The 23,998-nt window shown below is 60.5% G+C and carries 24 protein-coding genes and 3 tRNA genes; 10 read left to right on the forward strand and 17 right to left on the reverse strand.

Annotation, left to right across the window (positions count from 1 at the left end):
• Nucleotide 1: 1 nt before the first annotated feature.
• Nucleotides 2-193: a heavy-metal-associated domain-containing protein gene (locus AC2LD7_RS08275; RefSeq protein WP_484597286.1), complete on the reverse strand. Its 192-nt coding sequence runs from the start codon at nt 191-193 to the stop codon at nt 2-4.
• A gap of 144 nt (nt 194-337) precedes the next feature.
• Here AC2LD7_RS08275 and AC2LD7_RS08280 point away from each other — a divergent pair, with 144 nt between their 5' ends.
• Together AC2LD7_RS08280 and cueR are read left to right on the forward strand one after the other, a co-directional pair.
• Nucleotides 338-2,722 (forward strand): heavy metal translocating P-type ATPase, encoded by a 2,385-nt coding sequence (locus AC2LD7_RS08280; protein ID WP_484597287.1) that lies wholly within the window; start codon nt 338-340, stop codon nt 2,720-2,722.
• Between the two features lie 71 nt (nt 2,723-2,793).
• Nucleotides 2,794-3,192, forward strand: coding sequence for a Cu(I)-responsive transcriptional regulator (cueR, locus tag AC2LD7_RS08285; RefSeq protein WP_484597288.1), 399 nt, complete (start codon nt 2,794-2,796; stop codon nt 3,190-3,192).
• A 49-nt stretch (nt 3,193-3,241) separates the two neighbouring features.
• Here cueR and AC2LD7_RS08290 read toward each other — a convergent pair whose 3' ends face one another.
• The 3 genes from AC2LD7_RS08290 to AC2LD7_RS08300 form a co-directional block, all read right to left on the reverse strand.
• The gene (locus AC2LD7_RS08290; RefSeq protein ID WP_484597289.1) at nt 3,242-3,442 is read right to left on the reverse strand and encodes a hypothetical protein; all 201 of its coding nucleotides are present in this window, start codon (nt 3,440-3,442) and stop codon (nt 3,242-3,244) included.
• Nucleotides 3,443-3,535: 93 nt separating this feature from the next.
• Nucleotides 3,536-4,000, reverse strand: coding sequence for a bacterioferritin (bfr, locus tag AC2LD7_RS08295; RefSeq protein ID WP_484597290.1), 465 nt, complete (start codon nt 3,998-4,000; stop codon nt 3,536-3,538).
• Between the two features lie 155 nt (nt 4,001-4,155).
• Complete coding sequence (locus tag AC2LD7_RS08300) at nt 4,156-5,046, reverse strand: PA4780 family RIO1-like protein kinase (protein WP_484597291.1); 891 nt, start codon at nt 5,044-5,046, stop codon at nt 4,156-4,158.
• Nucleotides 5,047-5,204: 158 nt separating this feature from the next.
• On the opposite strand from AC2LD7_RS08300, the gene ada reads away from it, so the two are divergent.
• The 3 genes from ada to AC2LD7_RS08315 all read left to right on the forward strand — a co-directional run bounded on the left by ada (nt 5,205) and on the right by AC2LD7_RS08315 (nt 7,384).
• Nucleotides 5,205-6,242: a bifunctional DNA-binding transcriptional regulator/O6-methylguanine-DNA methyltransferase Ada gene (gene ada, locus AC2LD7_RS08305; RefSeq protein ID WP_484597292.1), complete on the forward strand. Its 1,038-nt coding sequence runs from the start codon at nt 5,205-5,207 to the stop codon at nt 6,240-6,242.
• Nucleotides 6,243-6,304: 62 nt separating this feature from the next.
• Nucleotides 6,305-6,550, forward strand: a complete 246-nt coding sequence (locus AC2LD7_RS08310; protein WP_484597293.1) for a hypothetical protein — start codon at nt 6,305-6,307, stop codon at nt 6,548-6,550.
• Between the two features lie 54 nt (nt 6,551-6,604).
• Nucleotides 6,605-7,384, forward strand: coding sequence for a TatD family hydrolase (locus AC2LD7_RS08315; protein ID WP_484597294.1), 780 nt, complete (start codon nt 6,605-6,607; stop codon nt 7,382-7,384).
• Between the two features lie 136 nt (nt 7,385-7,520).
• Here AC2LD7_RS08315 and AC2LD7_RS08320 read toward each other — a convergent pair whose 3' ends face one another.
• From AC2LD7_RS08320 to nfi, 6 genes are all read right to left on the reverse strand, one after another.
• The gene (locus AC2LD7_RS08320; protein WP_484597295.1) at nt 7,521-7,889 is read right to left on the reverse strand and encodes a DUF3140 domain-containing protein; all 369 of its coding nucleotides are present in this window, start codon (nt 7,887-7,889) and stop codon (nt 7,521-7,523) included.
• Nucleotides 7,886-8,404 carry a DUF5872 domain-containing protein gene (locus tag AC2LD7_RS08325; protein ID WP_484597296.1) on the reverse strand — a complete coding sequence of 173 codons (519 nt, stop codon included), beginning with the start codon at nt 8,402-8,404 and terminating at the stop codon, nt 7,886-7,888. The genes AC2LD7_RS08320 and AC2LD7_RS08325 overlap by 4 nt, the downstream gene beginning before the upstream one ends.
• 99 nt (nt 8,405-8,503) lie before the next feature.
• Nucleotides 8,504-10,534 carry a methyl-accepting chemotaxis protein gene (locus tag AC2LD7_RS08330; protein ID WP_484597297.1) on the reverse strand — a complete coding sequence of 677 codons (2,031 nt, stop codon included), beginning with the start codon at nt 10,532-10,534 and terminating at the stop codon, nt 8,504-8,506.
• A 248-nt stretch (nt 10,535-10,782) separates the two neighbouring features.
• Nucleotides 10,783-11,619, reverse strand: coding sequence for a regulatory signaling modulator protein AmpE (gene ampE, locus AC2LD7_RS08335; protein WP_484597298.1), 837 nt, complete (start codon nt 11,617-11,619; stop codon nt 10,783-10,785).
• Between the two features lie 23 nt (nt 11,620-11,642).
• A complete protein-coding gene (gene ampD, locus AC2LD7_RS08340) occupies nt 11,643-12,194 on the reverse strand; it encodes a 1,6-anhydro-N-acetylmuramyl-L-alanine amidase AmpD (protein ID WP_484597299.1) in 552 nt (183 codons plus the stop codon).
• A 71-nt stretch (nt 12,195-12,265) separates the two neighbouring features.
• Nucleotides 12,266-12,994: a deoxyribonuclease V gene (gene nfi / locus AC2LD7_RS08345; RefSeq protein ID WP_484597300.1), complete on the reverse strand. Its 729-nt coding sequence runs from the start codon at nt 12,992-12,994 to the stop codon at nt 12,266-12,268.
• 173 nt (nt 12,995-13,167) lie between these two features.
• On the opposite strand from nfi, the gene AC2LD7_RS08350 reads away from it, so the two are divergent.
• Entirely contained in the window at nt 13,168-14,160 is a 993-nt protein-coding gene (locus AC2LD7_RS08350) for a GlxA family transcriptional regulator (protein WP_484597301.1), read from the forward strand.
• A 98-nt stretch (nt 14,161-14,258) separates the two neighbouring features.
• On the opposite strand, the gene zapE is transcribed toward AC2LD7_RS08350, so the two are convergent.
• The 3 genes from zapE to AC2LD7_RS08365 all read right to left on the reverse strand — a co-directional run bounded on the left by zapE (nt 14,259) and on the right by AC2LD7_RS08365 (nt 17,532).
• The gene (zapE, locus tag AC2LD7_RS08355; RefSeq protein WP_484597371.1) at nt 14,259-15,353 is read right to left on the reverse strand and encodes a cell division protein ZapE; all 1,095 of its coding nucleotides are present in this window, start codon (nt 15,351-15,353) and stop codon (nt 14,259-14,261) included.
• Nucleotides 15,354-15,507: 154 nt separating this feature from the next.
• Nucleotides 15,508-16,866: a tryptophan--tRNA ligase gene (locus AC2LD7_RS08360; RefSeq protein ID WP_484597302.1), complete on the reverse strand. Its 1,359-nt coding sequence runs from the start codon at nt 16,864-16,866 to the stop codon at nt 15,508-15,510.
• 39 nt (nt 16,867-16,905) lie between these two features.
• Nucleotides 16,906-17,532, reverse strand: coding sequence for an alpha/beta hydrolase (locus tag AC2LD7_RS08365; protein ID WP_484597303.1), 627 nt, complete (start codon nt 17,530-17,532; stop codon nt 16,906-16,908).
• Nucleotides 17,533-17,784: 252 nt separating this feature from the next.
• On the opposite strand from AC2LD7_RS08365, the gene AC2LD7_RS08370 reads away from it, so the two are divergent.
• Entirely contained in the window at nt 17,785-18,216 is a 432-nt protein-coding gene (locus AC2LD7_RS08370; protein WP_484597304.1) for a Z-ring associated ZapG family protein, read from the forward strand.
• Between the two features lie 44 nt (nt 18,217-18,260).
• On the opposite strand, the gene nadC is transcribed toward AC2LD7_RS08370, so the two are convergent.
• Nucleotides 18,261-19,109, reverse strand: coding sequence for a carboxylating nicotinate-nucleotide diphosphorylase (gene nadC / locus AC2LD7_RS08375; RefSeq protein WP_484597305.1), 849 nt, complete (start codon nt 19,107-19,109; stop codon nt 18,261-18,263).
• Nucleotides 19,110-19,447: 338 nt separating this feature from the next.
• On the opposite strand from nadC, the gene AC2LD7_RS08380 reads away from it, so the two are divergent.
• The 3 genes from AC2LD7_RS08380 to AC2LD7_RS08390 all read left to right on the forward strand — a co-directional run bounded on the left by AC2LD7_RS08380 (nt 19,448) and on the right by AC2LD7_RS08390 (nt 23,536).
• Complete coding sequence (locus AC2LD7_RS08380; protein ID WP_484597306.1) at nt 19,448-21,730, forward strand: DUF1631 domain-containing protein; 2,283 nt, start codon at nt 19,448-19,450, stop codon at nt 21,728-21,730.
• Between the two features lie 279 nt (nt 21,731-22,009).
• Nucleotides 22,010-22,183: a DUF3094 family protein gene (locus AC2LD7_RS08385; RefSeq protein WP_408102138.1), complete on the forward strand. Its 174-nt coding sequence runs from the start codon at nt 22,010-22,012 to the stop codon at nt 22,181-22,183.
• Between the two features lie 60 nt (nt 22,184-22,243).
• Complete coding sequence (locus AC2LD7_RS08390; protein ID WP_484597307.1) at nt 22,244-23,536, forward strand: NAD(P)/FAD-dependent oxidoreductase; 1,293 nt, start codon at nt 22,244-22,246, stop codon at nt 23,534-23,536.
• 176 nt (nt 23,537-23,712) lie between these two features.
• Here AC2LD7_RS08390 and AC2LD7_RS08395 read toward each other — a convergent pair.
• The 3 genes from AC2LD7_RS08395 to AC2LD7_RS08405 all read right to left on the reverse strand — a co-directional run bounded on the left by AC2LD7_RS08395 (nt 23,713) and on the right by AC2LD7_RS08405 (nt 23,955).
• Nucleotides 23,713-23,788 (reverse strand) — tRNA-Lys (locus AC2LD7_RS08395).
• Between the two features lie 5 nt (nt 23,789-23,793).
• Nucleotides 23,794-23,870 (reverse strand) — tRNA-Pro (locus tag AC2LD7_RS08400).
• Nucleotides 23,871-23,879: 9 nt separating this feature from the next.
• Nucleotides 23,880-23,955: transfer RNA gene (locus tag AC2LD7_RS08405), tRNA-Asn, on the reverse strand.
• Nucleotides 23,956-23,998: the final 43 nt, after the last annotated feature.

Raw genomic sequence — 23,998 nt, forward strand, 5'->3', positions numbered from 1 at the left:
GCTACTGAACCTTATAACCCTCTTCTTCGATCGCCTCGCGAATGGCCTTTTCGCTCAAGCTTCCCTCAACCTGTACCACGCCCGCGCCGAGATCTACATGAACCTCGGCGCTCGCATCGCGCGCCTGGATAGAATCGATCACCGCGCGCTCGCAATGCGAGCAGGTCATGCCATTCACGTTGAAGGTTTGCATCGATACCGCCTCCTGCCTATGAGCAGGCTCAACCTTGCCACATTGAACAAGGTTCATGCCCGCCGCTGCGACAACTGGCACCGGGCTTGACCTTGCCATAAGGTTAAGGTTGATCATCGCTGACAGGCTAATCGGGAGCGAATCATGTCCAGCTCATCAATCTATACCCTGCCCATCACCGGCATGACCTGCGCCAGCTGCGCCGGACGAGTCGAGCGCGCGCTGCTGAAGGTCCCCGGTGTGGAACGCGCAGCCGTGAATTTGGCCGCCGAGCAAGTCCGTATCGAAACCGCCGAGGCCGATCTTGCCGGGCTGATCCAGGCCGTGGAGAAAGCCGGTTATGGGGTACCGGTACAGACTCTCGAACTGGCAATCGACGGTATGACCTGCGCCAGTTGCGTAGGCCGGGTCGAGCGCGCGTTGCTAAACCTGCCAGGCGTGCGTAGTGCGTCGGTGAATCTAGCCAGCGAGCGCGCTCATATCGAGGTGCTCGGCACAGTTGACCCAGCAGTATTGATCCAGGCGGTCGAAGCGGCCGGCTACAAAGCCCAGGCCAGCGGCTCGGAACAGCCGGCCTCAGACAATACCGAGCGTCGTCTACGCCGCGAACGCTGGGCGGTCATCGCCGCGCTGCTGCTGGCTGCACCGCTGGTAGTGCCGATGTTCGGCGAGCTACTCGATCAACACTGGATGCTGCCGCCCTGGGTGCAATTTCTCCTGGCGACACCGGTGCAGTTCATCCTCGGCGCGCGCTTTTACATCGCTGGCTGGAAGGCGGTGCGGGCCGGCGCCGGCAACATGGACCTGTTGGTTGCCATCGGCACCAGCGCTGGCTACGGCTTGAGCCTCTACCAATGGTGGGTCGCGTCTGCCGGCCAAACGCCGCATTTGTACTTCGAGGCATCGGCAGTCGTCATCGCCCTGGTGTTGCTCGGCAAGTATCTAGAGAGCCGCGCCAAACGCCAGACCAGCGCCGCCATCCGCGCGCTCGAAGCGCTGCGTCCCGATCGTGCGGTGCGGGTCGTGGGAGGTAGCGAAGAGGAAGTCGCTATCGCTGCGCTGCGGCTGGATGACTTGTTGCTGGTGAAGCCCGGCGAGCGTTTCCCGGTTGATGGCGAGGTGGTCGAAGGCGAAAGTCAGGCCGACGAGGCGTTGATCAGTGGCGAGAGCCTGCCGGTTGCCAAAGGCCCCGGCGACCGCATCACCGGCGGCGCTATCAATGGCGAGGGGCGTTTGCTGGTACGCACCACCGCGCTGGGTGGCGAGACAGTGCTGGCGCGCATCATCCGCCTGGTCGAAGACGCCCAGGCTGCCAAGGCGCCGATCCAGAAGTTGGTGGACAAGGTCAGCCAGGTATTCGTCCCGGCCGTGCTGGTGATCGCCGTATGCACGGTGATCGGCTGGCTGGTGGCTGGCGCCTCGGTAGAAGTCGCTCTGATCAATGCAGTCGCGGTGCTGGTGATTGCCTGTCCGTGCGCCCTCGGGCTCGCCACCCCAGCGGCGATCATGGCCGGCACAGGCGTGGCGGCGCGCTACGGCATTCTGATCAAGGACGCCGAGGCGCTGGAAGTCGCACATGCCGTCACGGCGGTAGCCTTCGACAAGACCGGCACCCTCACCTCAGGTAAGCCGCGGATCGTGCATCTGCATGCGAACGATGGCGACGAGACCGCGCTGCAGCAGCAGGCCGGCGCGCTGCAACGCGGCAGTGAACATCCGCTGGCGCGGGCGGTGCTCGATCGCTGCGAAGAGTACGGGCTGGACGTGCCTGATGTGGAGCAGAGCCAATCGCTGACTGGGCGCGGCATCGCTGGTGATCTCGACGGCCGTTCGCTGGCCCTGGGCAATCGGCGCCTGCTGGACGATAACGGCCTGCAGCCGGGCGCTCTCACCAGTCAGGCGCAAGCCTGGGAAGCCGAAGGACGCACGCTGTCCTGGTTGATCGAGACGGCTCCGCAGCCGCGTGTGCTTGGCCTGTTCGCTTTCGGCGATAGCCTTAAGGACGGTGCGGCGGAGGCTATCGCCGCGCTGAACACGAGACGTATCAAAAGCCACCTGATCACAGGCGACAACCGTGGCAGTGCCCGTGTGGTGGCCGAGGCACTGCATATCGACAACGTGCATGCCGAGGTCTTGCCGGCGGACAAGGCCGCGACTGTTACCGAGCTGAAAAGAGCCGGCGCGGTCGTAGCGATGGTCGGCGATGGCATCAATGATGCGCCGGCACTGGCTGCAGCCGACGTCGGCATCGCCATGGGCGGCGGCACCGACGTGGCCATGCACGCAGCCGGCATTACGTTGATGCGCGGCGATCCGCGGCTGGTGCCTGCTGCGCTGGAAATCAGCCGACGCACGTATCGCAAGATTCAGCAGAACCTGTTCTGGGCGTTCATCTACAACCTGGTGGGTATTCCGCTAGCGGCCCTGGGTTTCCTCAGCCCGGTGGTAGCGGGCGCGGCGATGGCGCTGTCGAGCGTCAGCGTGGTCAGCAATGCGCTGTTGCTCAAGCGCTGGAAACCGGAGGAATAGTAGATGCACCAATCGCAACGAAACCTCGTTAAACCGATGCAATCTCGATCCGTGTCAGCCGTGGAGAGAGCATGAATATTGGTCAGGCAGCGAAGAAAACCGGGTTGTCGGCGAAGATGATTCGCTACTACGAATCCATCGATTTGATCAGCCCCGCCGGGCGCAGCGCCAACGGCTATCGTCACTATGGCGAGGAAGACCTGCATCGCCTCGCCTTCATCAAGCGCTCACGCGATATGGGGTTTTCTCTCGAAGAAGTGGGCAAGCTGCTCACGCTCTGGCAGGACCGCCAGCGCGCCAGTGCCGACGTGAAGGCGCTGGCTGGTGCGCATATCGACGCGTTGAACCAGAAGATCGCCGAATTGGTGGGCCTGCGCGATACGCTGCAGGAGCTAGTCGAAACCTGCCACGGAGATGACCGGCCAGACTGTCCGATCCTCAAGGATTTAGAATCGGGTGGATGCTGTTGAAGAGCGCGTGCGCGCCCTCACAGGTACGGTCGCTGTGGAATCAACGCGACTATCGTCGACGATGCGCGGTCCAGATCAGGAGGCAGATCAGCGCAGTCATGATGCTCATCTCGAGCATCAACGGCGCAGTAATCAGCTGATGCAGGACGCTCCGGTCCTGATTAAGCAGGTAGGCCACCAGCAGCAACAGTGCCAGCGCACCCATGAATACAGCAGTACCTTGAACGACTCCTTTCCAGCGCTTCATCATTCGTCACTCCCTGCGACGTTCGGATTTGCATACTGGCGTATTGAACCCGTCGGAGTGATCTGGTTCCCAACGTGCGAAAAAATCTGGCAGTCGTCAGGCCTGCGACTGCAAATAATTTTGCAACCCGATACGGTCGATCAGCGCGAGCTGCTGTTCCAGCCAGTACGCATGATCTTCTTCCGTGTCCAGTAGCTGCAGCGCGAGGATGTCGCGCGTCTGGTAATCGCCGTGCTGCTCAGCCAGTGCCATACCCTTGGCCAGGGCTTCACGAACCTTGTACTCCAGAGCCAGATCGCTGCGCAGCATCTCCGGCACGGTATGTCCTGCGTTTATCACCTCAGGCGTCATATCGGGCGTGCCTTCGAGGAACAGGATGCGTTTGAGCAGCGCATCGGCGTGCTGGGTTTCTTCTTCCATCTCGTGGTTGATGCGCTCGTAGAGCTTGGTGAAGCCCCAGTCGGCATACATCCGCGAGTGCAAGAAATATTGATCGCGCGCGGCCAGCTCTCCACGCAGCAGTTCTTTCAGATATTCGATGACTTGTGGCTGACCTTGCATTGCGACTCTCTCCTGCTCGCATTGAAACGCCGACAATAATACGCCCAATCCGCGGCTGACGAAGCGTGCCCCAGCCGTTACCGGATAAGCGTGCCCCGTGAGTCAGCATAGGCCGACAACTCATATGAAGCATGTCGGCACCACTCAGAGGCAGCTTAGTTACGCATCCACGGCGGTGTCGGCGGCTCGTCGCTGGGCTCGTCCGTCGCATTGCGCAACGCTTCCTTGCGCGCCTGATCAGCGAGTGTCGCCTTGATTTCACGCATCACCGCATCGAGATCGGCAGCATCTTCCGGTTCGGCGAATTCCCCGCTCAGTTCGGTATCCGGCGTCAGCTTGCCATCTTCATAAAGCGCCCACATTTCCTTGGCGTAGCGAGTGAATTTGAGCTCCGGAGCGAACTGTCCGAAATAGGCCGACATGTTGCCCACATCCCGTTCGAGCATCTCGAATGCATGGTTGTTGCCAGCCGCATCCACCGCCTGTGGCAGGTCGATGATCACCGGGCCATGTTCGTCGAGCAGCACGTTGAACTCGGACAGGTCGCCATGCACCAGGCCGGCGCAAAGCATCTTCACGACCTCGCCGACCATGAAGGCATGAAATTCCCGGGCATCGTCTGGATGCAGATCAACGTCGTTGAGACGCGGTGCGGCATCACCGTCTTCGCCCGATATCATTTCCATCAACAGCACGCCGTCGAGGAAATCGTACGGCTTGGGCACGCGCACCCCGGCATCCGCCAGACGGAACAAGGCGGCGACTTCAGCGTTCTGCCAGTTCTCTTCCTTTTCCTTGCGCCCGTGCTTGGAGCCCTTGGCCATGGCGCGGGCGTCGCGGCTGCTACGCACCTTGCGCCCTTCCTGATATTTCACTGCCTGGCGAAAACTGCGGTTGTTGGCCTCTTTGTATACCTTTGCGCAACGCAGTTCGTCACCACAGCGCACCACATATACAGCTGCTTCCTTGCCGCTCATCAGCGGCCGCAGCACTTCGTCGATCAGCCCATCCTCGACCAGCGGCTCGAGTCGTTTTGGCGTTTTCATCAGCGGCTTACAGACCCTATTCGACTATGCAGGTCTGCAGGTTACGGTAATCGTCAGCACGCTTCCATGCTCGCCCGCAAGTTTGAAAGCGCATTGCGGATTGGCGTCGAAGGCGAGCAGGACGGACAATTGAGCACAACCACTCAAGGAGTCGCGAAATGATCGATTTCGAACGCTGCTGGCAAGCCCTCTGCGAACGCGATGCAGGCTTCGATGGCCGCTTCGTATTCGCCGTCCGCTCGACCCGTATCTTCTGCCGCCCAAGCTGCCCGGCGCGCCGGCCGCGGCGTGACGGCGTCAGTTTCTTCAGTAATGCCGCTGATGCCGAAGCCGCTGGCTATCGCGCCTGCATGCGCTGCGCGCCTCACGGGCAGAGCCCAGCCGAACAGCTGGATGGCTTGGTAATTGCCGCTTGCCGTCTGCTCGACGCAAGCGCTGCGCCGATGACGCTGGACACGCTGGCTGCCCGCATTGGTCTGTCCTCGTCGCATTTGGCTCGCGCGTTCAAGGCCCGCACCGGTCTTACGCCTCACGCTTGGGCCGCAGCGCGTCGCCGCGAGCGGCTGGAGACGCATTTGCCCGCTGCCGACTCGGTGCTGGATGCAGCACTGGATGCGGGCTACGGCAGCACCCGCGGCGCCTATCAGAACGTCACGGCACTGAGCCCAGCGCAGCGCCGGCGCAAGGGTGCCGGCGAGTCGCTGCGCTATGCGATTAGCACGTGTCCGCTGGGTCTGCTGTTAGTCGCTGCCAGCGACAATGGCATCTGCGCCCTGTTGTTCGGTGACGATGAGCAGGCGTTGCTGGGCGAGCTTCAGTCGCGCTTCGCCGCAGCCGAATTGCGGCTCGATCAGACTGGCTTGGGCGGCTGGTTGCAGCCGATTCTGGCCCAACTGGACGAGCCATCACGTGCCGTTCGGCTACCGCTAGACCTGCGCGGCAGCGCTTTTCAACAACGCGTCTGGCAAGCATTGCAAGACATTCCGCCTGGCCAGACCCGTCGCTACGGCGAGCTCGCCGAAAGTCTCGGCAGCCACGCCCGCGCGGTCGCCCGTGCCTGCGCGAGCAACCCAGTCGGATTGCTGGTGCCCTGCCATCGGGTCGTTGGGGCCAACCAAGCGCTGACCGGCTACCGCTGGGGCATCGAGCGCAAAGCAGCACTGCTCGAATCGGAGCGTGAAGACTCGGGAGCCTGAGGGCGATTCGGCGGTCGGATACTCCATAGCCCCCGAACCGTAAATCCAGACCGAGAGCCGCCATGACCGAACTGAAACGCTACCGTATTCACTATCTGATCAACGGAAACCCAGCCTCGCTGACGCTCAGCTCCTTCGAAGAACCCGGCCTGGAACAAGCCGAACTGGAGATTCTCCTGCATCATGTCCGCGAGCCACGCGCGGCGACCGACGCACCCTGGGAAATCCCGGTACGTCCGAGCGAGCATAGCCGCATGGCTGAATTGGGCGTCAGCGACATCCAGATCGAGGAAGAAACCGTCCGCTGAGTTCAGCAATTTCCGTGTCCCAGTCCTTACCAATACCAGGCCAGGAGATCTGCCGTGCCCCTGATCGATACCCACACGCACCTCGACTTCGACCCCTTCGACGCCGATCGCAGTGAGGTGTTGGCCCGCTGTGCGACGGTTGGTGTGGAGCGCGTGCTAGTGCTAGGCGTGCATCAGGCGAACTGGGAAAGGGTCTGGCAACTGGCTCTGGACGAGCCGGCGGTGTATGCGGCGCTGGGGTTGCATCCGGTATTTCTGCAAGACCACAGGCCCGAGCATATCGACAACCTGCACGGCTGGCTGCAGCGCTTGCGCGGGCAGGACAAGCTCTGCGCAATCGGCGAGATCGGCCTGGACTATTACATCGAGAATCCGAACAAGGAGCGCCAACAGCAAATGCTGGAAGCTCAGCTCGACCTGGCGGACGAGTTCGACCTGCCGGTGCTGTTGCATGTGCGCCGCGCCCATGCCCCGATGATTGCCACCCTGAAGCAGCGCAAGCTCAAGCGTGCGGGTATCGCCCACGCGTTCAGCGGCAGTTGGGAGGAAGCGCGGGAATACATCAGACTCGGCTACAAGCTCGGTCTCGGCGGTGCCGGTACCTGGCCCCAGGCGCATCGCATGCATCGGGTGCTTCAGCAGTTGCCGCTAGACAGCATCGTGCTGGAAACCGACGCGCCGGATATCACGCCGCACAGCCATGCCGGGCAGCGCAACAGCCCGGCATTTCTTCCGGACATCTGCCGCGAGCTGGCCGAGCTGCGCGGCATCAGCCCCGAAGAACTGGCGGATGCCAGTTACCGCAACAGCTGCGAGCTGTTTGGCTGGACGTAATGATCATCTGACTGAACCGGCACGTGCGTCATCGAACGCCGCATCGCCGCAGCTGCCAGCGAATCATTACGATCAGACGGAACGCCCTGTCAACGTTGAAGCCGAGGTCACCCGCTTCAATACGGAACAGCGGAACTCAGTCCTCCAGCGGATCGTGGCCCCAGTTCATCAGCGAATGGCGCCAACGGCTATCGTGTATGTCGCCCTTTGGCCGCTGGGCCAGATGCCGGTGAACGTAGCCGATGACCTTGCGCATGGCTTGGTAGTCGTCTTCTTCGAGATCAGCTTGACGCCGCCCCTTGAGTTCCAGAATGCGCTCGCCCATGGCATGGCCAACCGCTTCGCCATCGCCCGGCGCGGTGACTTTCTCCCCCTCGGCAGTCATGCCAACGCTGCGGCTGGTCTCGGTCTCTAGCCAGCGGCGCAGGGCAGATGACGCCATGTTCACGACCTGATGGAATTCATCGCGGATGTCCCGACGGGCATTGTCATCAAGTGTGCTCATCGCTCGCCCTCGCGTTCGAGCGCCTTGATCAGCTCGTCTTTCTTCATCTTCGAACGACCACGAATATTGCGCCGGGCAGCGCGGCGCATCAGCTCGGTCTTGTTCAGGCCGCTGAGCGCTGGTTCGCGTTCGCGACTGGTCTTGCGCGCCACATCGGCGGGCTGGCTTGAATGCTGCTGCCCGCGGCGACTGTCGGCGCGCTTCTTGAGCGTGGTGCGGGCATATTCTTCGTCGTTGAGCGACTCGCGGGCATGCTTGGGCAGGTACCGTTCGCCGGTTTCACCGGAGGGCTTACCGGATTTTGTGCCCCAGTCCTCGCGGGTCCACTCACGCAGATGGTTGTCGGTTGATTTCTTGCCTTCGTAGCCACCGCCGCGCTTTTTGTATTCCTGCACGGCATATTGCGCCTTGCGCGCAGACCACTGGCCGGGCTCGCCGCCCTTGTCGCCATCGGTGACTTCTTTCTTGACCCGCTCCCACAGTTGCGGATCGGTCTTTTTCGCGGTGCTGGACATAGCGCGCTCCCGGGTTCGCCTTTTTGGCAGACCGGGTATGCGAGGCGCTGTTCACAAGGATGCGATGGACGGTTGCGCGTCGCCGCCTGAGGCCGACGATCAGACCCGGAACGCGCCGATCAGCTGTTGCAGGCGTCCCACCAGTTCGGTCAGTTCGCGGCTGGCTTGCTCGGTATGCCCGGCTCCTTCAGCAGTACGCTGGCCGGCTTCGTTGATGGCGACGATGTTGCGATCGATGTCGTGGGCCACTGCCGTCTGTTCCTCTGCAGCGGCGGCGATCTGCTGGTTCTGGTCAACGATGGCGCCGACCGCGCCGAGAATATTTTCCAGCGCCTGACGAACCTGCGCCGACTGGCTGACCGTTTCCTCGGCCATCGAATGGCTGGAATGCATGGTCTTGACCGCAGCGCCGACACCGCCCTGGAGTCGCGCAATCATCTGCTCGATTTCTTCGGTGGATTGCTGGGTGCGCTTGGCCAGACTGCGCACTTCGTCAGCGACCACAGCGAAACCACGCCCCTGTTCGCCGGCCCGTGCGGCCTCGATTGCGGCATTGAGTGCCAGCAGATTGGTCTGCTCGGCGACACCTTTAATTACATCCAGTACTTGGCTGATGGCCTTGCTGTCGCTGGCGAGCTGATTGATCACGTTGACCGACTGCTCGATCTCCGCCGCCAACCGTTCGATGCCGCCGACCTGCGACTCGACCAGGCTGCGACCGCTAACCGTTTCCTCATTGACACTCTGCGCGCTGCCGACTGCCGCTTCGGCACTGGTTGCGACCTCTTGGGCGGTCGCCGACATCTGGTTCATCGCAGTGGCGACCTGCTCAATCTGTCCGCGCTGCTCGGACACCGTCTGATTGCTCTCGCCAGAGACGGTTTCGACGCGCGAAGCCTGGCGTTCCACCTCACCGACCGTCTGGCCGACCCGCTCGATCAGCTCACGTATCTTTGCCACGGTCTCGTTGAATACCTGGCCCAGCTCGCCCAGTTCATCGCGGCTCTGCACTTTGAAACGCGCGGTCATATCGCCAGCGGCGACCTGACCCATGGTCGCACCGAGGCTGCTCAGCGACGCGCGAGTCGACATGTAAAAGGCGCTATAGAGATAGACCACCAGCACGAACACCAGTACCAACGCGGCCAGCAGCAAAGTCATGAGCAGGCGCTTCTGTTCCAGACGCTGTTCCAACTCCGCATCAAGGAATCCGAGAATCGCATCGTTGAGTGCGTAGGTCTTCGCCATCTCCGCGCTGATCAAATCGTAAAAATTTTCCCATGGACGATCCAGCGCTTCGGCCATGATCACCTGGTCCTGAAAGACATCGCTGCTGATCTTCAGGGAATCGCGACTGCTGGCAGTGTAGCTGTCGAGCTGGCGTTGCGCGGCAGCACTACTGCCAAGTACGTCCTGCAATTGAGCGCTGTATTGAGCCTGTTGTTTTTCCAGCTCGAGGAGCAGTTCGTCCAGCTTGTTGCTGGCGTCGGAGTTCAGATAGCCCTGGCCAAAGGTGTAAGAACCGATCGCCCGACCCTCGCCGAGGATGGCGGTGATCGAGGGTGTGACCGAGGTCAGCAGCTCGGCCAGCATACGCACATCGCGCTGACTGTCCTGACTCAAGCCGGATTGGCTGGCGATCAGTTTGATCATCACCTGCGCCTTGCCTAACAACGCACGTGCCATGGCGGCCTTGGCCTGCAGCGATTGCTGCGCCTGGGCCTCGCGCAGGGCTGCGTCGAGTTCGTCTCGGCGGGTGTTGAACTCGGCAACCTGTTCGGGATTGTCGCTGACCGGCGTCAAACCCTGCATCCGTGCCGACAGATCTCGCTCGGCATCCGCCAGCCGGGTCACCAGCGCCTGAACCTCCCCGGTCTGGCCGATGATTCCCTCGATCTCGACCAGGTCTTTCCAATCTTCCATCTCGCGCCGCAACTGCAATGCCGTACCCAGCAGTTCAAGGCTTTGCAGCTCAGTGCGGGTGCCGACGAACTCTCGGTACGAGTCGCGCACCAGATAGAAATTAGTCAGCAGCATGGGGACGAAGAAGAGGACGCTGATCAAGCTGAACTTCATGCCGAAGCTCAGGCGATTCATCAATGCGATAGCGGGATACAACAGGCTTTTCAAAAGACGTCTCCCAGTTTCTTGTTGTATTGCTGGCAACATTCGATGGCTGCAGCAGGGCTCGTCAGAGAGGTGGCACGAGAAAACTTATACGGGATATCGGTCGCGGGTTATGTAACTTAAGGTAATGGCAGGGTGATGGCCCGACAAGTGGCAGAAGGCTCGCCGATTCCGGCATATCCACGGTACTTATGCCGATGATCGGTAACTGTCAGAGCAGTGCGAGGGGCAGATCCGGCAGAACGAATCTGTCAGAGAAGAATCGCCCAGATCGCGATGGCTGCGTACCAGAGCATGCGTGCGCGCACCAACAAGGCTGCAAGGCTGTCCAGTCGGGCAAGACCCGCCTCGCCTTCAAAGGGCTCGCTCAGATCGGCCGCAGCCGGGCCGACGTCCGCCAGCAGCTGCCTGGCCGGAATCTCCCAGTGCAGCAAGTCATGCAGCAAGGCGCGATTGACCGCGACGAAGTTGCCAACCAGCCCGAAGCTGGCAAGCAGGACTCGCACCGGCAGCCAGTCGAATGCGTGTAGCAGCTGCCCGGCCCGCTCGCGCATGGCCTCGCTCCGAGCGTGCTCGACGGTCAACGAAAGCAGGCGGTAGGCCAGCGCGGCCATGGGACCAAGCAACACATACCAAAAGATCACCGCAAAGAAGCCTTGGTGGCTGCGCCAGAGCAGCTGCGCCTCCACAGCGCGCAACAGGCTTGGCGCGTCCGACGCACTGATACCCAGGTCGCGCTCGGCCACCAGCCCCGCCGCCTCACCATCGTCACGACGCCAGGCATCACGGAACGGTCCGAGTTCGCGTTTACTCTGCCCGCGTCCAAGGCTGTAAAGCAGCACCAGCAGATGCAAAGGCAGGCTGAGCCAGCCGTAAGCCAAGGGCTGGAGCACGATCAACAATAGGCCGAGCAACAGGACCGGCAGGAGCACCCCCAACAGCAGGCTCAACCATGGCCTGGGTATCAGCTCCGGGCGACTTTCGATCCGTCGCAGCAAGTGCAGCCAAGGACCATCTTGCTGCACACCGCGCCGCCAATCGGTAAGTTTGTCGATCAGCAGTACCAGCAACACCACGAGAAAAATCATCTATCTATCCTCTGCTGGGCAATTCACGCAACGATCGCCGCCGCGCGCAAGCGCTGCCAGTCGAATGCCGGGCCTGGGTCGGTCTTGCGCCCCGGAGCGATGTCGCTGTGGCCACAGACCCGATCCGGCGTGATCGCCGGATAGGCTTGCTGCAGTGAGCGGCAGAGCCTGATCAGACTGTCGTACTGGGCCTCACTGAATGGCGCGTCATCGGTGCCTTCCAATTCGATGCCAAGGGAAAAATCGTTGCAACTGTCGCGCCCGCCGAAGCGCGAGATGCCGGCGTGCCAGGCGCGATCCAGACAGGAGACGAACTGGGTGATGGCACCATCACGCTCGATGAGGAAATGCGCCGACACCTGCAGAGTCGCGATTTCCTCGAAGAATGGATGTTCATCGGTGGGCAGGCAGTTCTGAAAAAACTGCTGGACCTTACCAGTCCCGAAGCAACCGGGCGGCAGACTGATGTTATGAATGACCAGCAGCGATATTTCCCCGTCGGGGCGCTGATTGAAGTTGGGCGAGGGGCAATGGTGAATACCTCGACACCAGCCTGTCGCGTGATCCAGCTGCATCGGGGCGGACCTGGGTAATCTGCGGGCTTGCAGGCTAGCGCCTGCAAGCTGCTGGCTGCAAGCCGCCCGCGCTATTCGAAGTCCATGGCCTGTTGAGTAGCGGCGCGCTTTTCGTCCCGTCGCGAGGCTAGGCGATCGGCGAGCCGTGTCGGTTCCGGCAGGCGATAGCGGGTGACGTATCGCATCACCATCTGCGGCGCGGTCGCCAGGCTGACCCGATTGCCGGGCGAGATGATCAACGGCCGCACCTTGTCCTTGCTGCGCAGAACAGTGCCGATCACTTTGCCATCCTTGGCCAGTAGATCGACCCTATCGCCACGCTGCTCGCCGAGTTCCGCGTGTTGGCCGGTAAGAATCTTCTTCGCCACACCGATCGTCGGCAGTCCGGTAATGACACCCAGGTGGGCGGCAATGCCGAGCCCACGCGGATGAGCGATGCCGTGCCCATCGGAAAAAATCAGATCCGGCACCTGCCCAAGCGAATCGAGCGCCTGTAGCACGGCGGGCAGCTCACGAAAGGACAACAGGCCCGGGATATAAGGCATGCAAGTCGGTATCCGCGCCAGTGCCTGCGCCACCGGCTCGAGAGTTTCGGCATCGAGCAGGACCACCGCAGCGCGTGTGATTTTGCCACCCTCCTCGAAGCCGACATCGACGCCGGCTATCAGCCGCAGCGGGCCAAAGTCATCTTCCAGCACGACCTTGCTCGCCAGTTGCTTCTGCATTTCCCGGGCGGCGGCGGTGCTGCCATCCCATCCGGAAAACACATCGGGACGGCCTTGTGGTGCGGCTGTTGTCATGAAAACGCCCTCTCTGATGTAAGTCTGATGGGCAGCGCCGCGAGCGGTTCCGCCCGATTAGACTGATTGCGACTGGACAGTCGCGGAAAAAAATAAGACGCTCCCGCCGGATAACGGCAGATTTACCCTGCTTTGGCCTTATAAAAACAACCGGAATAGCCAGAAGAAAACGCATGCTCACCGCCCAACCATTGAAACGCATCAGCATTCTGGCCACTGAGGGGGTGTTCGCGTCCACCCTGATGCATGCCAAGGATTTCTTTCATATGGCCAGCCTGCGCTACGGCAAACAGCTCGGCCTGGGACTCACACCTGCTTTCGAGACCTCATTAGTCAGCCCCGACGGCAAAGCTGTGAGCACATTCAGCGGTACCCGTATCGAGGTGGACAGTGCATTGGATGTAACCGATGCAGTGATTTTGCCGGCGTTCTGGGGCGATTTCGACGCGCTCTGCCAACAATATCCGCAAGTAACACCCTGGTTACTCGAGCGACACGCGGCCGGCAGCGCAATTTGCGGCGAAGCCACCGGAGCCTTCTGGATGGCCGCTGCGGGATTGCTCGACGAACGTGAGGCCACTACTCACTGGCGCTTCGCCCGCGAATTCACCGAGCGCTTCCCTCGCGTGCTCTTCTCGCCGGAAAGGCACCTGACCGACAGCGACAATCTCTACTGCGCCGGAGGCATCACTTCGGCCTCGGACCTTTACATGCATCTCGTCGAGCGCTTCTGCGGCTCGAATGTCGCGCAGGGCATGGCGCGTGACATTCTCTTCGAGGTGCAGCGCAACTACAGTCCGGGACGGATAGGCTTCGGCGGACAGAAGCTGCACCTGGACACACGCGTACTGCAGATTCAGGAATGGCTGGAGGAACATTTCGCGGAGAAATTCCGCTTCGAGGACGTGGCGCGGGAGCATGGCATGAGCATCCGCAATTTCATGCGGCGCTTCCAGACGGCGACCGGCGATAAACCGCTGCACTACCTGCAGCGATTACGAATCGAAACCGCCAAGAGCCTGCTCTCGACCACGCGCAAAAGCATCAAGACCATCAGCTATGAAGTCGGTTACGACGACGCGAGCTTCTTCGCTCGGCTGTTTCGCCAGCACACCGAGCTGTCACCAAATCAGTATCGGCAGCAATATCGGCATAAGGGCGGCTAGAGGAGGCTGGAGGCTGGAGGCTGGAGGCTGGAGGCTGGGAATTTGAACTGCCCCGGTTTTTTCGTCCAGCTTTCCCGCTTCCAGCGCTCTTATCGGCTTCAGGGCCTATGTGGCCTTGCCAGATATTCGTGCGATTGCATCTCCAGCAGACGGCTCAGGGTGCGCTGGAATTCGAACTCAAGGCGCCCGCCTGCGTACAGATCCTTCAGCTCGACTTCCGCGGAGAGGATCAGCTTGACGTTGCGGTCGTAGAACTCGTCCACCATGTTGATGAAACGCCGCGCCATGTCGTCCTTGGAGACGTCCATTCGCTCGATGTTGGAAACCAGCACTGCGTCGAAAATCTTGCCCAGTTCGATGTAATCGTTCTGGCTGCGCGGGCCATCGCACAGCTCGCGGAACTCGAACCAGGCAACGCCATTGGAAACCTTGCGCGCAACGATTTCGCGGTTCTCGATCACCAGCGCTTCGTTTTCCTGCACCCGGCACTGTTCCGACAGCAGGCTGCGGAAGCTCTTTTCCAGACTCTGCTCCGCCTCGGCGTCCAGCGGGAAGTGATAGAGCTCGGCCTGTTCCAGCGCGCGCAGACGGTAATCGATGCCGCTGTCGACGTTGACGATTTCGGTGTGCTTTTTCAGCAGTTCGATAGCCGGCAGGAAGCGGGCACGTTGCAAGCCGTCCTTGTACAGACCGTCCGGCACGATGTTCGAGGTCGCCACTAGGCTCACGCCGTTCTTGAACAGCTCCTCGAGCAGAGTCGCGAGAATCATCGCGTCGGTAATATCGGAGACGAAGAACTCGTCGAAACAGATCACCCTGGACTCGTCGGCAAAGCGCTTGCCGATGATCGTCAGCGGATTCTTCTCGCCCTTGAGGGTGCGCATTTCCTCATGCACGCGCTTCATGAAGCGGTGAAAGTGGGTGCGCGTTTTCTGTTCGAACGGCAGGGCGTCGAAGAAGGTGTCGACCAGATAGGTCTTGCCGCGGCCCACGCCACCCCAGAAATACAGTCCCTTGATCGGGTCCTGACGTTTTTTACCGAACAGCTTGCCTAGCAGGCCGGATTTGTTGCGGTCGTCGGCAACCAGATCGTCATAAAGACGCTGCAAATGGCGCACAGCAGTTTCCTGGGCGGCATCGTGGAAAAAGTCAGGACGTTTCAGGTCTGCCTGATAGCGCTCAAGAGGGGTCATGGCGGGGTCTGGGTAGTGAAACGGGGTCGACACTTTAGCCGCGCCCTCGGTGGTTGGCAATTTACGCAGATCGTTCAAGCGTTTGAGCCTCGAATGGAGTCAGGGGGTCAGCCGAAACCGCCGGTCGCTGCCCGACCGGCGGTTCCGGCTCGTATTACACGGCAAGTGTCGCCAACGCCTGGCGCAGACGCAGCATGGCTGCTTCCAGCGCCTCTTCATCGGCATAATCGGGGCTGTCGGCGATGCATTCGCCATCAAGCCACAAGGTGAACTGCCTGCCCTCGTCGGCACGTAGCTCCAGTGCGCTGACACCCTGAGCGATCAGGCGCTGGCTGACCACACCAATCGCCTTGGGGTCGCTGAATGGATGCGACAGCAGTAACTCTTCACCATCGGCAGCGAAGAAGCGAAAACGGAAGCTACCGTCGTTCTCGCGAAAACTGGCGAAGCGGGCGGCTTTGCCACCTTTCTTCTTTGCAGGGGCCGCGCTTGTCGCATCGCTGCGAAAATTGCGCAGCCCTACAGCGTCACGCAATTCTCCGAGGAATGGCGTCGCTACCTTGCGCGCCTTTGCTGCGCCGGCTTGCAGGATGTCTTCCAAGTCACCGGGGCGCTGCATCAGCGCGTGATAGCGCCCGCGCGCCTCGCCCAGTTCGTTGTCGAGCAGTTGGAACAGTCGCTGCTTGGCCTCGCCCCAGGCGAGCCCAGCAAGCAGCTCGCCACGAAACTCCACCAGCTGCGCTGGGGTTGCAAAAGCCTGATAAAGCGTGAACAGATGAGAGTCGTCCGGATCCTTGGGTTCGCCGGGTAGCTTCGAGTCGGTAACGATGCGCGCGATAGTGCTTTTTAGTGCCTTGGCGCTGGCGAACAGCGGGATGGTGTTGTCGTAGCTTTTGGACATCTTGCGGCCATCGAGACCCGGCAGAGTCGCGACACCTTCTTCGATCAGCGCTTCTGGGGCCGTGAACAGCTCTTTGCCATTGCCGAACAGATGATTGAAGCGCTGGCCAATATCGCGAGCCATTTCCACGTGCTGGATCTGATCACGACCGACCGGCACCTTGTGCGCGTTGAACATCAGGATGTCAGCAGCCATCAGCACCGGATAACTGAACAACCCCATGGTGATGCCCGCATCCGGGTCTTCGCCCTTCTCGACATTTTTGTCCACCGACGCCTTATAGGCGTGGGCACGGTTCAGCAGACCCTTGCCGGCGACACAGGTCAGCAGCCAAGTTAGCTCGGTAATCTCGGGAATGTCCGATTGGCGATAGAAGGTCACCCGGTCCGCATCCAGCCCGCAGGCCAGCCAGGTGGCGGCAATTTCCAGGCGCGACTGCTGAATGCGCAGCGGATCATCGCACTTGATCAGCGCGTGGTAATCGGCGAGGAAGTAAAAAGAATCGGTATTGGCTTCGCGACTGGCCACGATAGCCGGCCGGATGGCCCCGGCGTAGTTGCCTAGATGAGGCGTGCCGGTAGTGGTGATACCGGTAAGGATTCGGGTTTTCATACGATCATCTCGATTCAGTCGGCGCTGGTCGCGGTGAAGCTAGCCCAGCCGAGGCGCAACCAGCTCCTTGAGCTCCACCAGCTTGCCGTGGAAAAAGTGGCCGCATTCTGCCACTTTCAGCAGCTCGTGGGGGCGCTGAAGCCCGGCGGAGAAGGCATGCACCGACGTCGGATCGATCACTTCGTCATCGTCGGGCTGGATGATGGTCAGTACGCAACGCTCCGCCAGCGGCTGATCCGCCAGTCGCGAGACCGCCGGCGCGACCATGAACAGATTTTCCAGCGACTCTCCACGCGCCTCAACCCGCCCAGCCAGCGTCGCTGCAACGAAACCGCCAAAGGAAAACCCGAGTAAAGTCAGAGGCAGCTCAAGATGCTGTGCTCGCAACCACTTCAGCGCAGCCTCGGCATCGTCAACTTCGCCCGTGTTCATGTCATGGCTGCCAGCACTGCCGCCAACCCCGCGAAAGTTGAAGCGAAGCGTCACGTAGCCCGCATCGCGGGCCGTGCGCTGCAGCGTCGAGACCACCTTGTTCAGCATGGTCCCGCCCTTGACTGGGTTGGGGTGACAGATCAGCGCCAGCCCGCGCGCATCGGGCTGATCGAAATACAGGCCTTCCAACACACCGGCCGGGCCCTCTATGGAAATTGGGATTTCACGTTTCAACTAAATAACTCCGTGACCTTGGGGCAAATCGACTCGTCTTGCTACACGCTGACTCATGATTACCGCATCGTGTCGCGGTATACAGGGCAGGTACGAGACGTTAACGTATCAGGCCGTGGAAAAACCACTGCACCAGGCGGTGCAGAGCCCGGCTATCAGCTGCGTCCTGACCTGATAGCCGTCCTGCCCGCCCGTCACCGCATGGTTATCCGCGGTCTGAACAGCACAGCCGTTTATATAGAGGAAGTACTCGTGGAACAGACCCTCGCGACCTGGTTGCTCCCGATTGTCGGTGTGATTGCCGGCATCGCTATTGGTTATCTAATCGCGCGAAACAGTGCGCCGAACAGCACGCAGCGTCAGGTAGATGAACTGCAAGAGCGCCTCGACACCTATCAAAGCGAAGTGGTTACCCATTTCAATACAACCGCCAGCCTGCTGCGCAAGCTGACCAACAGCTACCAGGACATGCAGAATCATCTGTCCGAAGGCGCCGACAAGCTCGCGCTGGACGAGCAGACCCGTCAGCGCTTGCTCGCCGCGCTGCACAGCGAGGAGACCCATAGCCATCGGGAGCGCCTCAACTCACCGACCTTCACCGAGCCGCCGAAAGACTATGCCCCCAAGGACGCCGACGTCCCGGGCACGCTGCATGAGAATTTCGGCCTGAAAAGCAAGCACTGAGCCAGAACGGCGGCGCACCTCGTGGCCGCCTTGCTTGCGTAGATCTACTGCTTTAGACGCATCGACAGATCGATTGCCCTGACATGCTTGGTCAGGGCACCGATCGAAATGTAGTCCACGCCGGTTTCAGCAACCGCGCGCAGCGTCTCCTCATTGACCCCGCCCGAGGCCTCCAGCTTCGCCCGACCCGCGGCAATACCGACCGCGGTGCGCATGTCGGCCAAACTCAACTCATCCAGCATCACGATATCGGCACCCGCGCGCAGCGCCTGCTCCAGTTCGTCGAGGTTCTCCACCTCGACCTCCACCGGCTTGCCCGGCGCGATGCTATGAGCAGCCGCGACGGCTTCGGCGATCCCTCCGCAAGCCGCTATATGGTTTTCCTTGATCAGAAAGGCGTCGTAAAGGCCGATCCGATGGTTATAGCAACCGCCACAGGTCACTGCGTACTTTTGCGCCAAACGCAAACCGGGAATAGTTTTGCGGGTGTCCAGCAGGCGGACACCAGTACCTTCAACAAGATCGGCAAAGTATCGGCACCGGGTAGCGACACCCGACAGCGATTGCAGAAAATTCAATGCCGTACGTTCACCGCTGAGCAGCGCTCGCGCCGGCCCTTCGAGATGAAACAGCACGCGATCAGCAGCAACCTGCTCGCCATCAACAACCTGCCAGTGCACCGCAACCCGCGGATCGAGCTGGCGAAATACTGCATCCACCCAAGCCGTACCACTGACGACAGCCGCCTCGCGAGTGATGACCGAAGCATGGCCGAGCCGCTCGGCCGGGATCAGCTGCGCCGTGATGTCGCCGGCACCGATATCCTCGGCCAAAGCTTTGCGCACATTGGTTTCGATTTCGGCGGAAAGATCCGCAAGAGTGAGATTGGTCACGACGGGCTCCCATTGAATTCGGCGAGAGTATAAGGCTTCATCCGAGCATGGCGCAGAGACGCAGCGCTTCGAGAAGATGACACGATCGCCTGACTTGGGCTCCGCCTGTGGCATTTCTGACCGCCCGTAGGAATTCCAGGGAGTATCTGTGAGCTACATCATGTCCAAAACAAATCCGGGCTAGGCTATCGAACTAGATGCCTATAATGACCTCATAAATTGGCGCCACCGAAATGGCGATGATTACTGGAACCTGACAAGCCGTTGCCCCCATTCATTATCAGCGGCATGCTACGCGTTGTTGAGCGCCTGAATCAGCAGGCGACCGGAGAGTTTCGATGCGAACCGATGCGAAAGTGGTGCACCTCAAGGCTGCCCCTGAGCAAAAGCCGACCTCACCGGCAGGTAGACTGCCTGTCGCGCTTATCAGTGTGCGCGACAAGGCCGCGCAGCAGCTGCGGCTGGCGCTGCAGACCCTATTCGACAATGCCGATGATTCGCTTTTCGAGATAGCCGACCGCGCCACCAGTAACGCCGAACAGAATGCGTTCTTCGAAGCCATGCGCGACCTGCGCATGAAGCGTCGCGGTATCGAGCGCGGCTTCCTGCAACAGGTCTTCGAATCCTTCGCTAAGCTTAATCAATACGAGATCGGCAAACCTGCACAGCAGGAAGCATCCTTCGAAAGCCTGGCACTGGTGCAAAACGACGAGCTGGAAGAATCGGTTGCGATCGATACCATGGTCGCTAAGGTGATGACCCGTACCACCCAGCCGCTCAGCCATCTGACTACCCGAATGAATGCACTGGTGAGCAAGAAGCTCGACGACAAGAGCAATCCGCTCGGTCCCCAGCAGCTTTGCGAGTACTTTCTGGAGGCCTGCCGCAGTCTGGGCGTCGAAATTAAGGTCAAGCTGATCATCCTCAAATTATTCGAGCGCTACGTGCTGACTGATCTCGATCAGCTCTACGCCGAATCGAACCAGACACTGATGGCAGCCGGCATATTACCGGAGCTGCAATCGGCTCAGCCACGCCGCGCACCCCACCGCCCAGCCGCGCCGGGAAGCAGCGCATCTCGACCAGGCCTCAGCGAATCGACGGGGTATGTGGACGAGGGTGTTCACGAAGCGTTTGGCGCCTTGCAAACTCTCCTTTCGGAGTTGCGCGGAAGCGCCCTGCCAGCGCGTAGCACCCCCATCGACGCGGTGCCGATCTCCAGCAACGACCTGATGCGCCTGCTCTCCCATCTTCAATCACGCACACCGCAGCAGGTCAATGAATTCGACCTACAGAGTCAACTTGAGCAGCTGCTGCATCGCGTTAGCGCCAAGAGCGGCAAATCCCGCGTGGTCGGTGAAGTCGACGAGGACGTCATAAACCTTGTGTCGATGCTGTTCGAATTCATCCTCGACGACCGCACGCTACCCGACTCACTGAAAGCGCTGATTGGCCGCCTGCAAATCCCCGTGCTGAAGGTCGCTGTTCTGGACAAGACCTTCTTCAGCCGCGGCAGCCACCCGGCCCGCCGACTGCTCAACGAAATCGCCTCCGCCGCCATGGGCTGGGTCGATCAGGATGAAGCACAGCGAGACAGCCTGTATCAAAAAATCGAACAGGTCGTGGTTCGCCTGTTGAACGACTTCGTCGACGACCCTGCCATCTTCTCTGAGTTGCTGGCCGACTTTCTCGCTTTCACCGGTGACGAGCGGCGTCGTAGCGAGCTACTCGAACAGCGCACCCGCGATGCCGAAGAAGGACGCGCCAAAGCGGAAATGGCTCGCCAGGAAGTCGAGCATGCGCTCAATCAACGACTGCTCGGCAAAACCCTTCCCGAAGTCGTGGTGCGCCTGCTTCAGGAGGCCTGGAGCAAGGTTCTGCTGCTGACCTGTCTGAAACACGGCACCCAGTCCGAGCAATGGCAGGCGGCCCTGGCAACAATGGACGATTTGATCTGGAGTGTCGCCCCGCACGACGATCCGGAGTCCCGAGCACGGCTGCTGGAGCTGGTCCCAAGCCTGCTGAAAAATCTTCGTGAAGGCTTGGTCAGCGCAGCGTTCGACCCCTTTTCCACCAGCGATTTTTTCACCCAACTCGAAGCACTGCATGTACAGACGCTGCAGCAATTCAAGCAGCCGGATCAACCGACACCGACTAACGACCCGCTCGCCCACGGCGAGATCGTCACCGAACAAAAGCTGGAATTACCTCCACGCGAAGAGCACGCCGCCGAAGCCGAAGCCCCTGCGATGGTTGAGGTTGTCGCGGAAATTGTGCTGCTTGCCCCCGGCGAGAGTCGCGAGCAGGAGCCCGAGATAAACCTGGCAGACAATGACGAGGCACTGACTCAGGTAGACAATCTGCGGGTCGGCAGTTGGGTTGAGTTCCAAGAGGACGAAGATCACAAGCTGCGCTGCAAGCTGGCAGCGGTGATCAAGCCCACGGGCAAATATATTTTCGTCAACCGTACCGGCATGAAAGTACTCGAGAAGACGCGCATGGGCCTCGCCATCGAATTCCGTCGTGGCGCGATCCGCCTGCTCAACGATGCCCTGCTGTTCGATCGCGCACTGGAATCGGTGATCGGAAACCTGCGTAGCCTGAAGAACAGCTCGCACTAACAGTGCCGTTGAAAAAGTAGGCTAAGCGGCTAACACAAGACGAGAATCGCAGGGAAAGCAGACCGGGCTCTTATGAATTACGAATCGCAAATGCGATTTTTAACGCAGTGCTGGCAACGCAGTATCTAACAGCCTGCTAGTCCGATCGCTTCCGCACACCACTCCACATGTCAGTTTCCAGCTGGCACGTCTGATTCACCGGCAATTATTGACCAACCTACGCGCTTGGCTTTTGCCGTCGCGCAGCTAGAATGCCTGCATCCCCCTTTCGAGGTGCGTATGCCCAGCCGCCTAAAACCCGAAGACCAGAAACGCGTTGATCAATATCTCAGCGCACCACAGCACCAAGTCGAGCGCCAGCCTTTTCGGCCCTGGCTGCTCCTTGTGCTGGTACTGGCCGTGGTGATTGGCCTGGGCCTACTGAGCCGCCTTCTGAGCCGCCTGGTGTTATGAGTATTTTCTATGCTCACCCCGGCGCAGACCGAATTCCGCAAAGCCTTATGAGTTCATTTAATGACACATCGCATCGTAATCGTCGGCGGCGGCGCCGGCGGCTTGGAGCTTGCCACCCGCCTGGGTAGAACCCTGGGCAAGCGTGGCAAGGCCCGCATCACCCTGATCGACGCCAACCTGACGCATATCTGGAAGCCCCTGCTGCATGAGGTGGCCGCCGGTTCGCTGAATTCGTCCGCCGATGAGCTTAACTATGTCGCGCAGGCCAAATGGAACCACTTCGAGTTCCAGATGGGCCGCATGAGCGGCTTGGAACGTGAACGCAAGTGCGTTCATCTTGCCGCCTCGCTCGATGAACACGACGTCGAGCTAGTACCTGCGCGCGCCCTCACCTACGACACCCTGGTGATTGCGGTCGGCAGCACCACCAATGACTTCGGCACCAAGGGCGCAGCCGAGCACTGTATTTTTCTCGATACCCGCGCGCAGGCTGAACGCTTCCACCGCCGCCTGCTCAGCCACTACATGCGCGCCCACGCCAGCGGGGGCCACCACGGCATCAACATGGCCATCGTCGGCGCTGGCGCAACTGGTGTCGAACTGGCCGCAGAGCTTCACCATGCCGCGCGCGAATTGGCCGCCTATGGTCTGGACGGAATCAAACCTGAAAACGTCCATATCAGCCTTATCGAAGCAGGCCCGCGGGTTCTGCCAGCGCTACCGGAGCGCATCAGTCAGCCAGTACATCAGACGCTCCAGAAGCTGGGTGTGACCGTACTCACCGACGCTGCAGTCAGCGAAGTAACGGAAGAAGGGCTGCATACCAAGAATGGCGACTTCGTGCCCGCCACACTGAAGGTTTGGGCCGCCGGCATCAGAGCGCCGGGCTTCCTCCGCGACATAGATGGCCTGGAAACCAACCGGATCAATCAACTGGTGGTATTGCCGACTTTGCAGACAACCCGCGACGAGAACGTCTTCGCCTTTGGTGACTGCGCCGCCTGTCCGCAACCGGACAGCGACCGCAACGTGCCGCCGCGAGCGCAGGCCGCACACCAGCAAGCCTCGCTACTGGCCAAGTCGATCGTCCGGCGGCTCGAGGGCAAAAACCTGCCCGACTATCGTTACCGCGATTACGGCTCGCTGATTTCTTTGTCGAGCTTTTCCGCCGTAGGCAACCTGATGGGCAACCTCACCGGCAATGTCATGCTCGAAGGTTGGCTGGCACGCATGTTCTATGTCTCGCTGTACCGGATGCATCAGATTGCACTGTATGGGATCGCCCGCACTGCACTGATGATGATTGGCGACAAACTCAGCACCAGCACCGTACCACGCCTCAAGCTGCATTGATTGCGCCTGCCGCAGCGCCTCTCCCGAACTGCATAGAAAGGCGCTGGGGCGGCAGTGGAAGCGATTGCGATCGATGGCGACGTGACATGAATTTAGGAAGAAAAAAACGCAGACAAGAAAAAACCGGAAGGTCCTTTCGGACCTTCCGGTTTCTTACGCCTCTTGCGAAGCGGTTTTGGTGGGTCGTGTGGGATTCGAACCTACGACCAATTGGTTAAAAGCCAACTGCTCTACCAACTGAGCTAACGACCCAAAAATGGTCGGGGTAGGGGGATTCGAACTCCCGACATCCTGCTCCCAAAGCAGGCGCGCTACCGGACTGCGCTATACCCCGATTGGAATTTGGCTCCGCGACCAGGACTCGAACCTGGGACCCAATGATTAACAGTCATTTGCTCTACCGACTGAGCTATCGCGGAACTACTACTTCCAGCTCATTGGGTGGCTTGCTGTACCGCCTTG

This window comes from Stutzerimonas sp. (assembly GCF_982611455.1).

Bases quoted from the DNA above. Each gene is read 5' to 3' on its own strand.
- AC2LD7_RS08275 (WP_484597286.1), bottom strand. From the start codon at position 193: ATGCAAACCTTCAACGTGAATGGCATGACCTGCTCGCATTGCGAGCGC.
- AC2LD7_RS08280 (WP_484597287.1), top strand. From the start codon at position 338: ATGTCCAGCTCATCAATCTATACCCTGCCCATCACCGGCATGACCTGC.
- cueR (WP_484597288.1), top strand. From the start codon at position 2,794: ATGAATATTGGTCAGGCAGCGAAGAAAACCGGGTTGTCGGCGAAGATG.
- AC2LD7_RS08290 (WP_484597289.1), bottom strand. From the start codon at position 3,442: ATGATGAAGCGCTGGAAAGGAGTCGTTCAAGGTACTGCTGTATTCATG.
- bfr (WP_484597290.1), bottom strand. From the start codon at position 4,000: ATGCAAGGTCAGCCACAAGTCATCGAATATCTGAAAGAACTGCTGCGT.
- AC2LD7_RS08300 (WP_484597291.1), bottom strand. From the start codon at position 5,046: ATGAAAACGCCAAAACGACTCGAGCCGCTGGTCGAGGATGGGCTGATC.
- ada (WP_484597292.1), top strand. From the start codon at position 5,205: ATGATCGATTTCGAACGCTGCTGGCAAGCCCTCTGCGAACGCGATGCA.
- AC2LD7_RS08310 (WP_484597293.1), top strand. From the start codon at position 6,305: ATGACCGAACTGAAACGCTACCGTATTCACTATCTGATCAACGGAAAC.
- AC2LD7_RS08320 (WP_484597295.1), bottom strand. From the start codon at position 7,889: ATGAGCACACTTGATGACAATGCCCGTCGGGACATCCGCGATGAATTC.
- AC2LD7_RS08325 (WP_484597296.1), bottom strand. From the start codon at position 8,404: ATGTCCAGCACCGCGAAAAAGACCGATCCGCAACTGTGGGAGCGGGTC.
- ampE (WP_484597298.1), bottom strand. From the start codon at position 11,619: ATGATTTTTCTCGTGGTGTTGCTGGTACTGCTGATCGACAAACTTACC.
- ampD (WP_484597299.1), bottom strand. From the start codon at position 12,194: ATGCAGCTGGATCACGCGACAGGCTGGTGTCGAGGTATTCACCATTGC.
- nfi (WP_484597300.1), bottom strand. From the start codon at position 12,994: ATGACAACAGCCGCACCACAAGGCCGTCCCGATGTGTTTTCCGGATGG.
- AC2LD7_RS08350 (WP_484597301.1), top strand. From the start codon at position 13,168: ATGCTCACCGCCCAACCATTGAAACGCATCAGCATTCTGGCCACTGAG.
- zapE (WP_484597371.1), bottom strand. From the start codon at position 15,353: ATGACCCCTCTTGAGCGCTATCAGGCAGACCTGAAACGTCCTGACTTT.
- AC2LD7_RS08360 (WP_484597302.1), bottom strand. From the start codon at position 16,866: ATGAAAACCCGAATCCTTACCGGTATCACCACTACCGGCACGCCTCAT.
- AC2LD7_RS08380 (WP_484597306.1), top strand. From the start codon at position 19,448: ATGCGAACCGATGCGAAAGTGGTGCACCTCAAGGCTGCCCCTGAGCAA.
- AC2LD7_RS08385 (WP_408102138.1), top strand. From the start codon at position 22,010: ATGCCCAGCCGCCTAAAACCCGAAGACCAGAAACGCGTTGATCAATAT.
- AC2LD7_RS08390 (WP_484597307.1), top strand. From the start codon at position 22,244: ATGACACATCGCATCGTAATCGTCGGCGGCGGCGCCGGCGGCTTGGAG.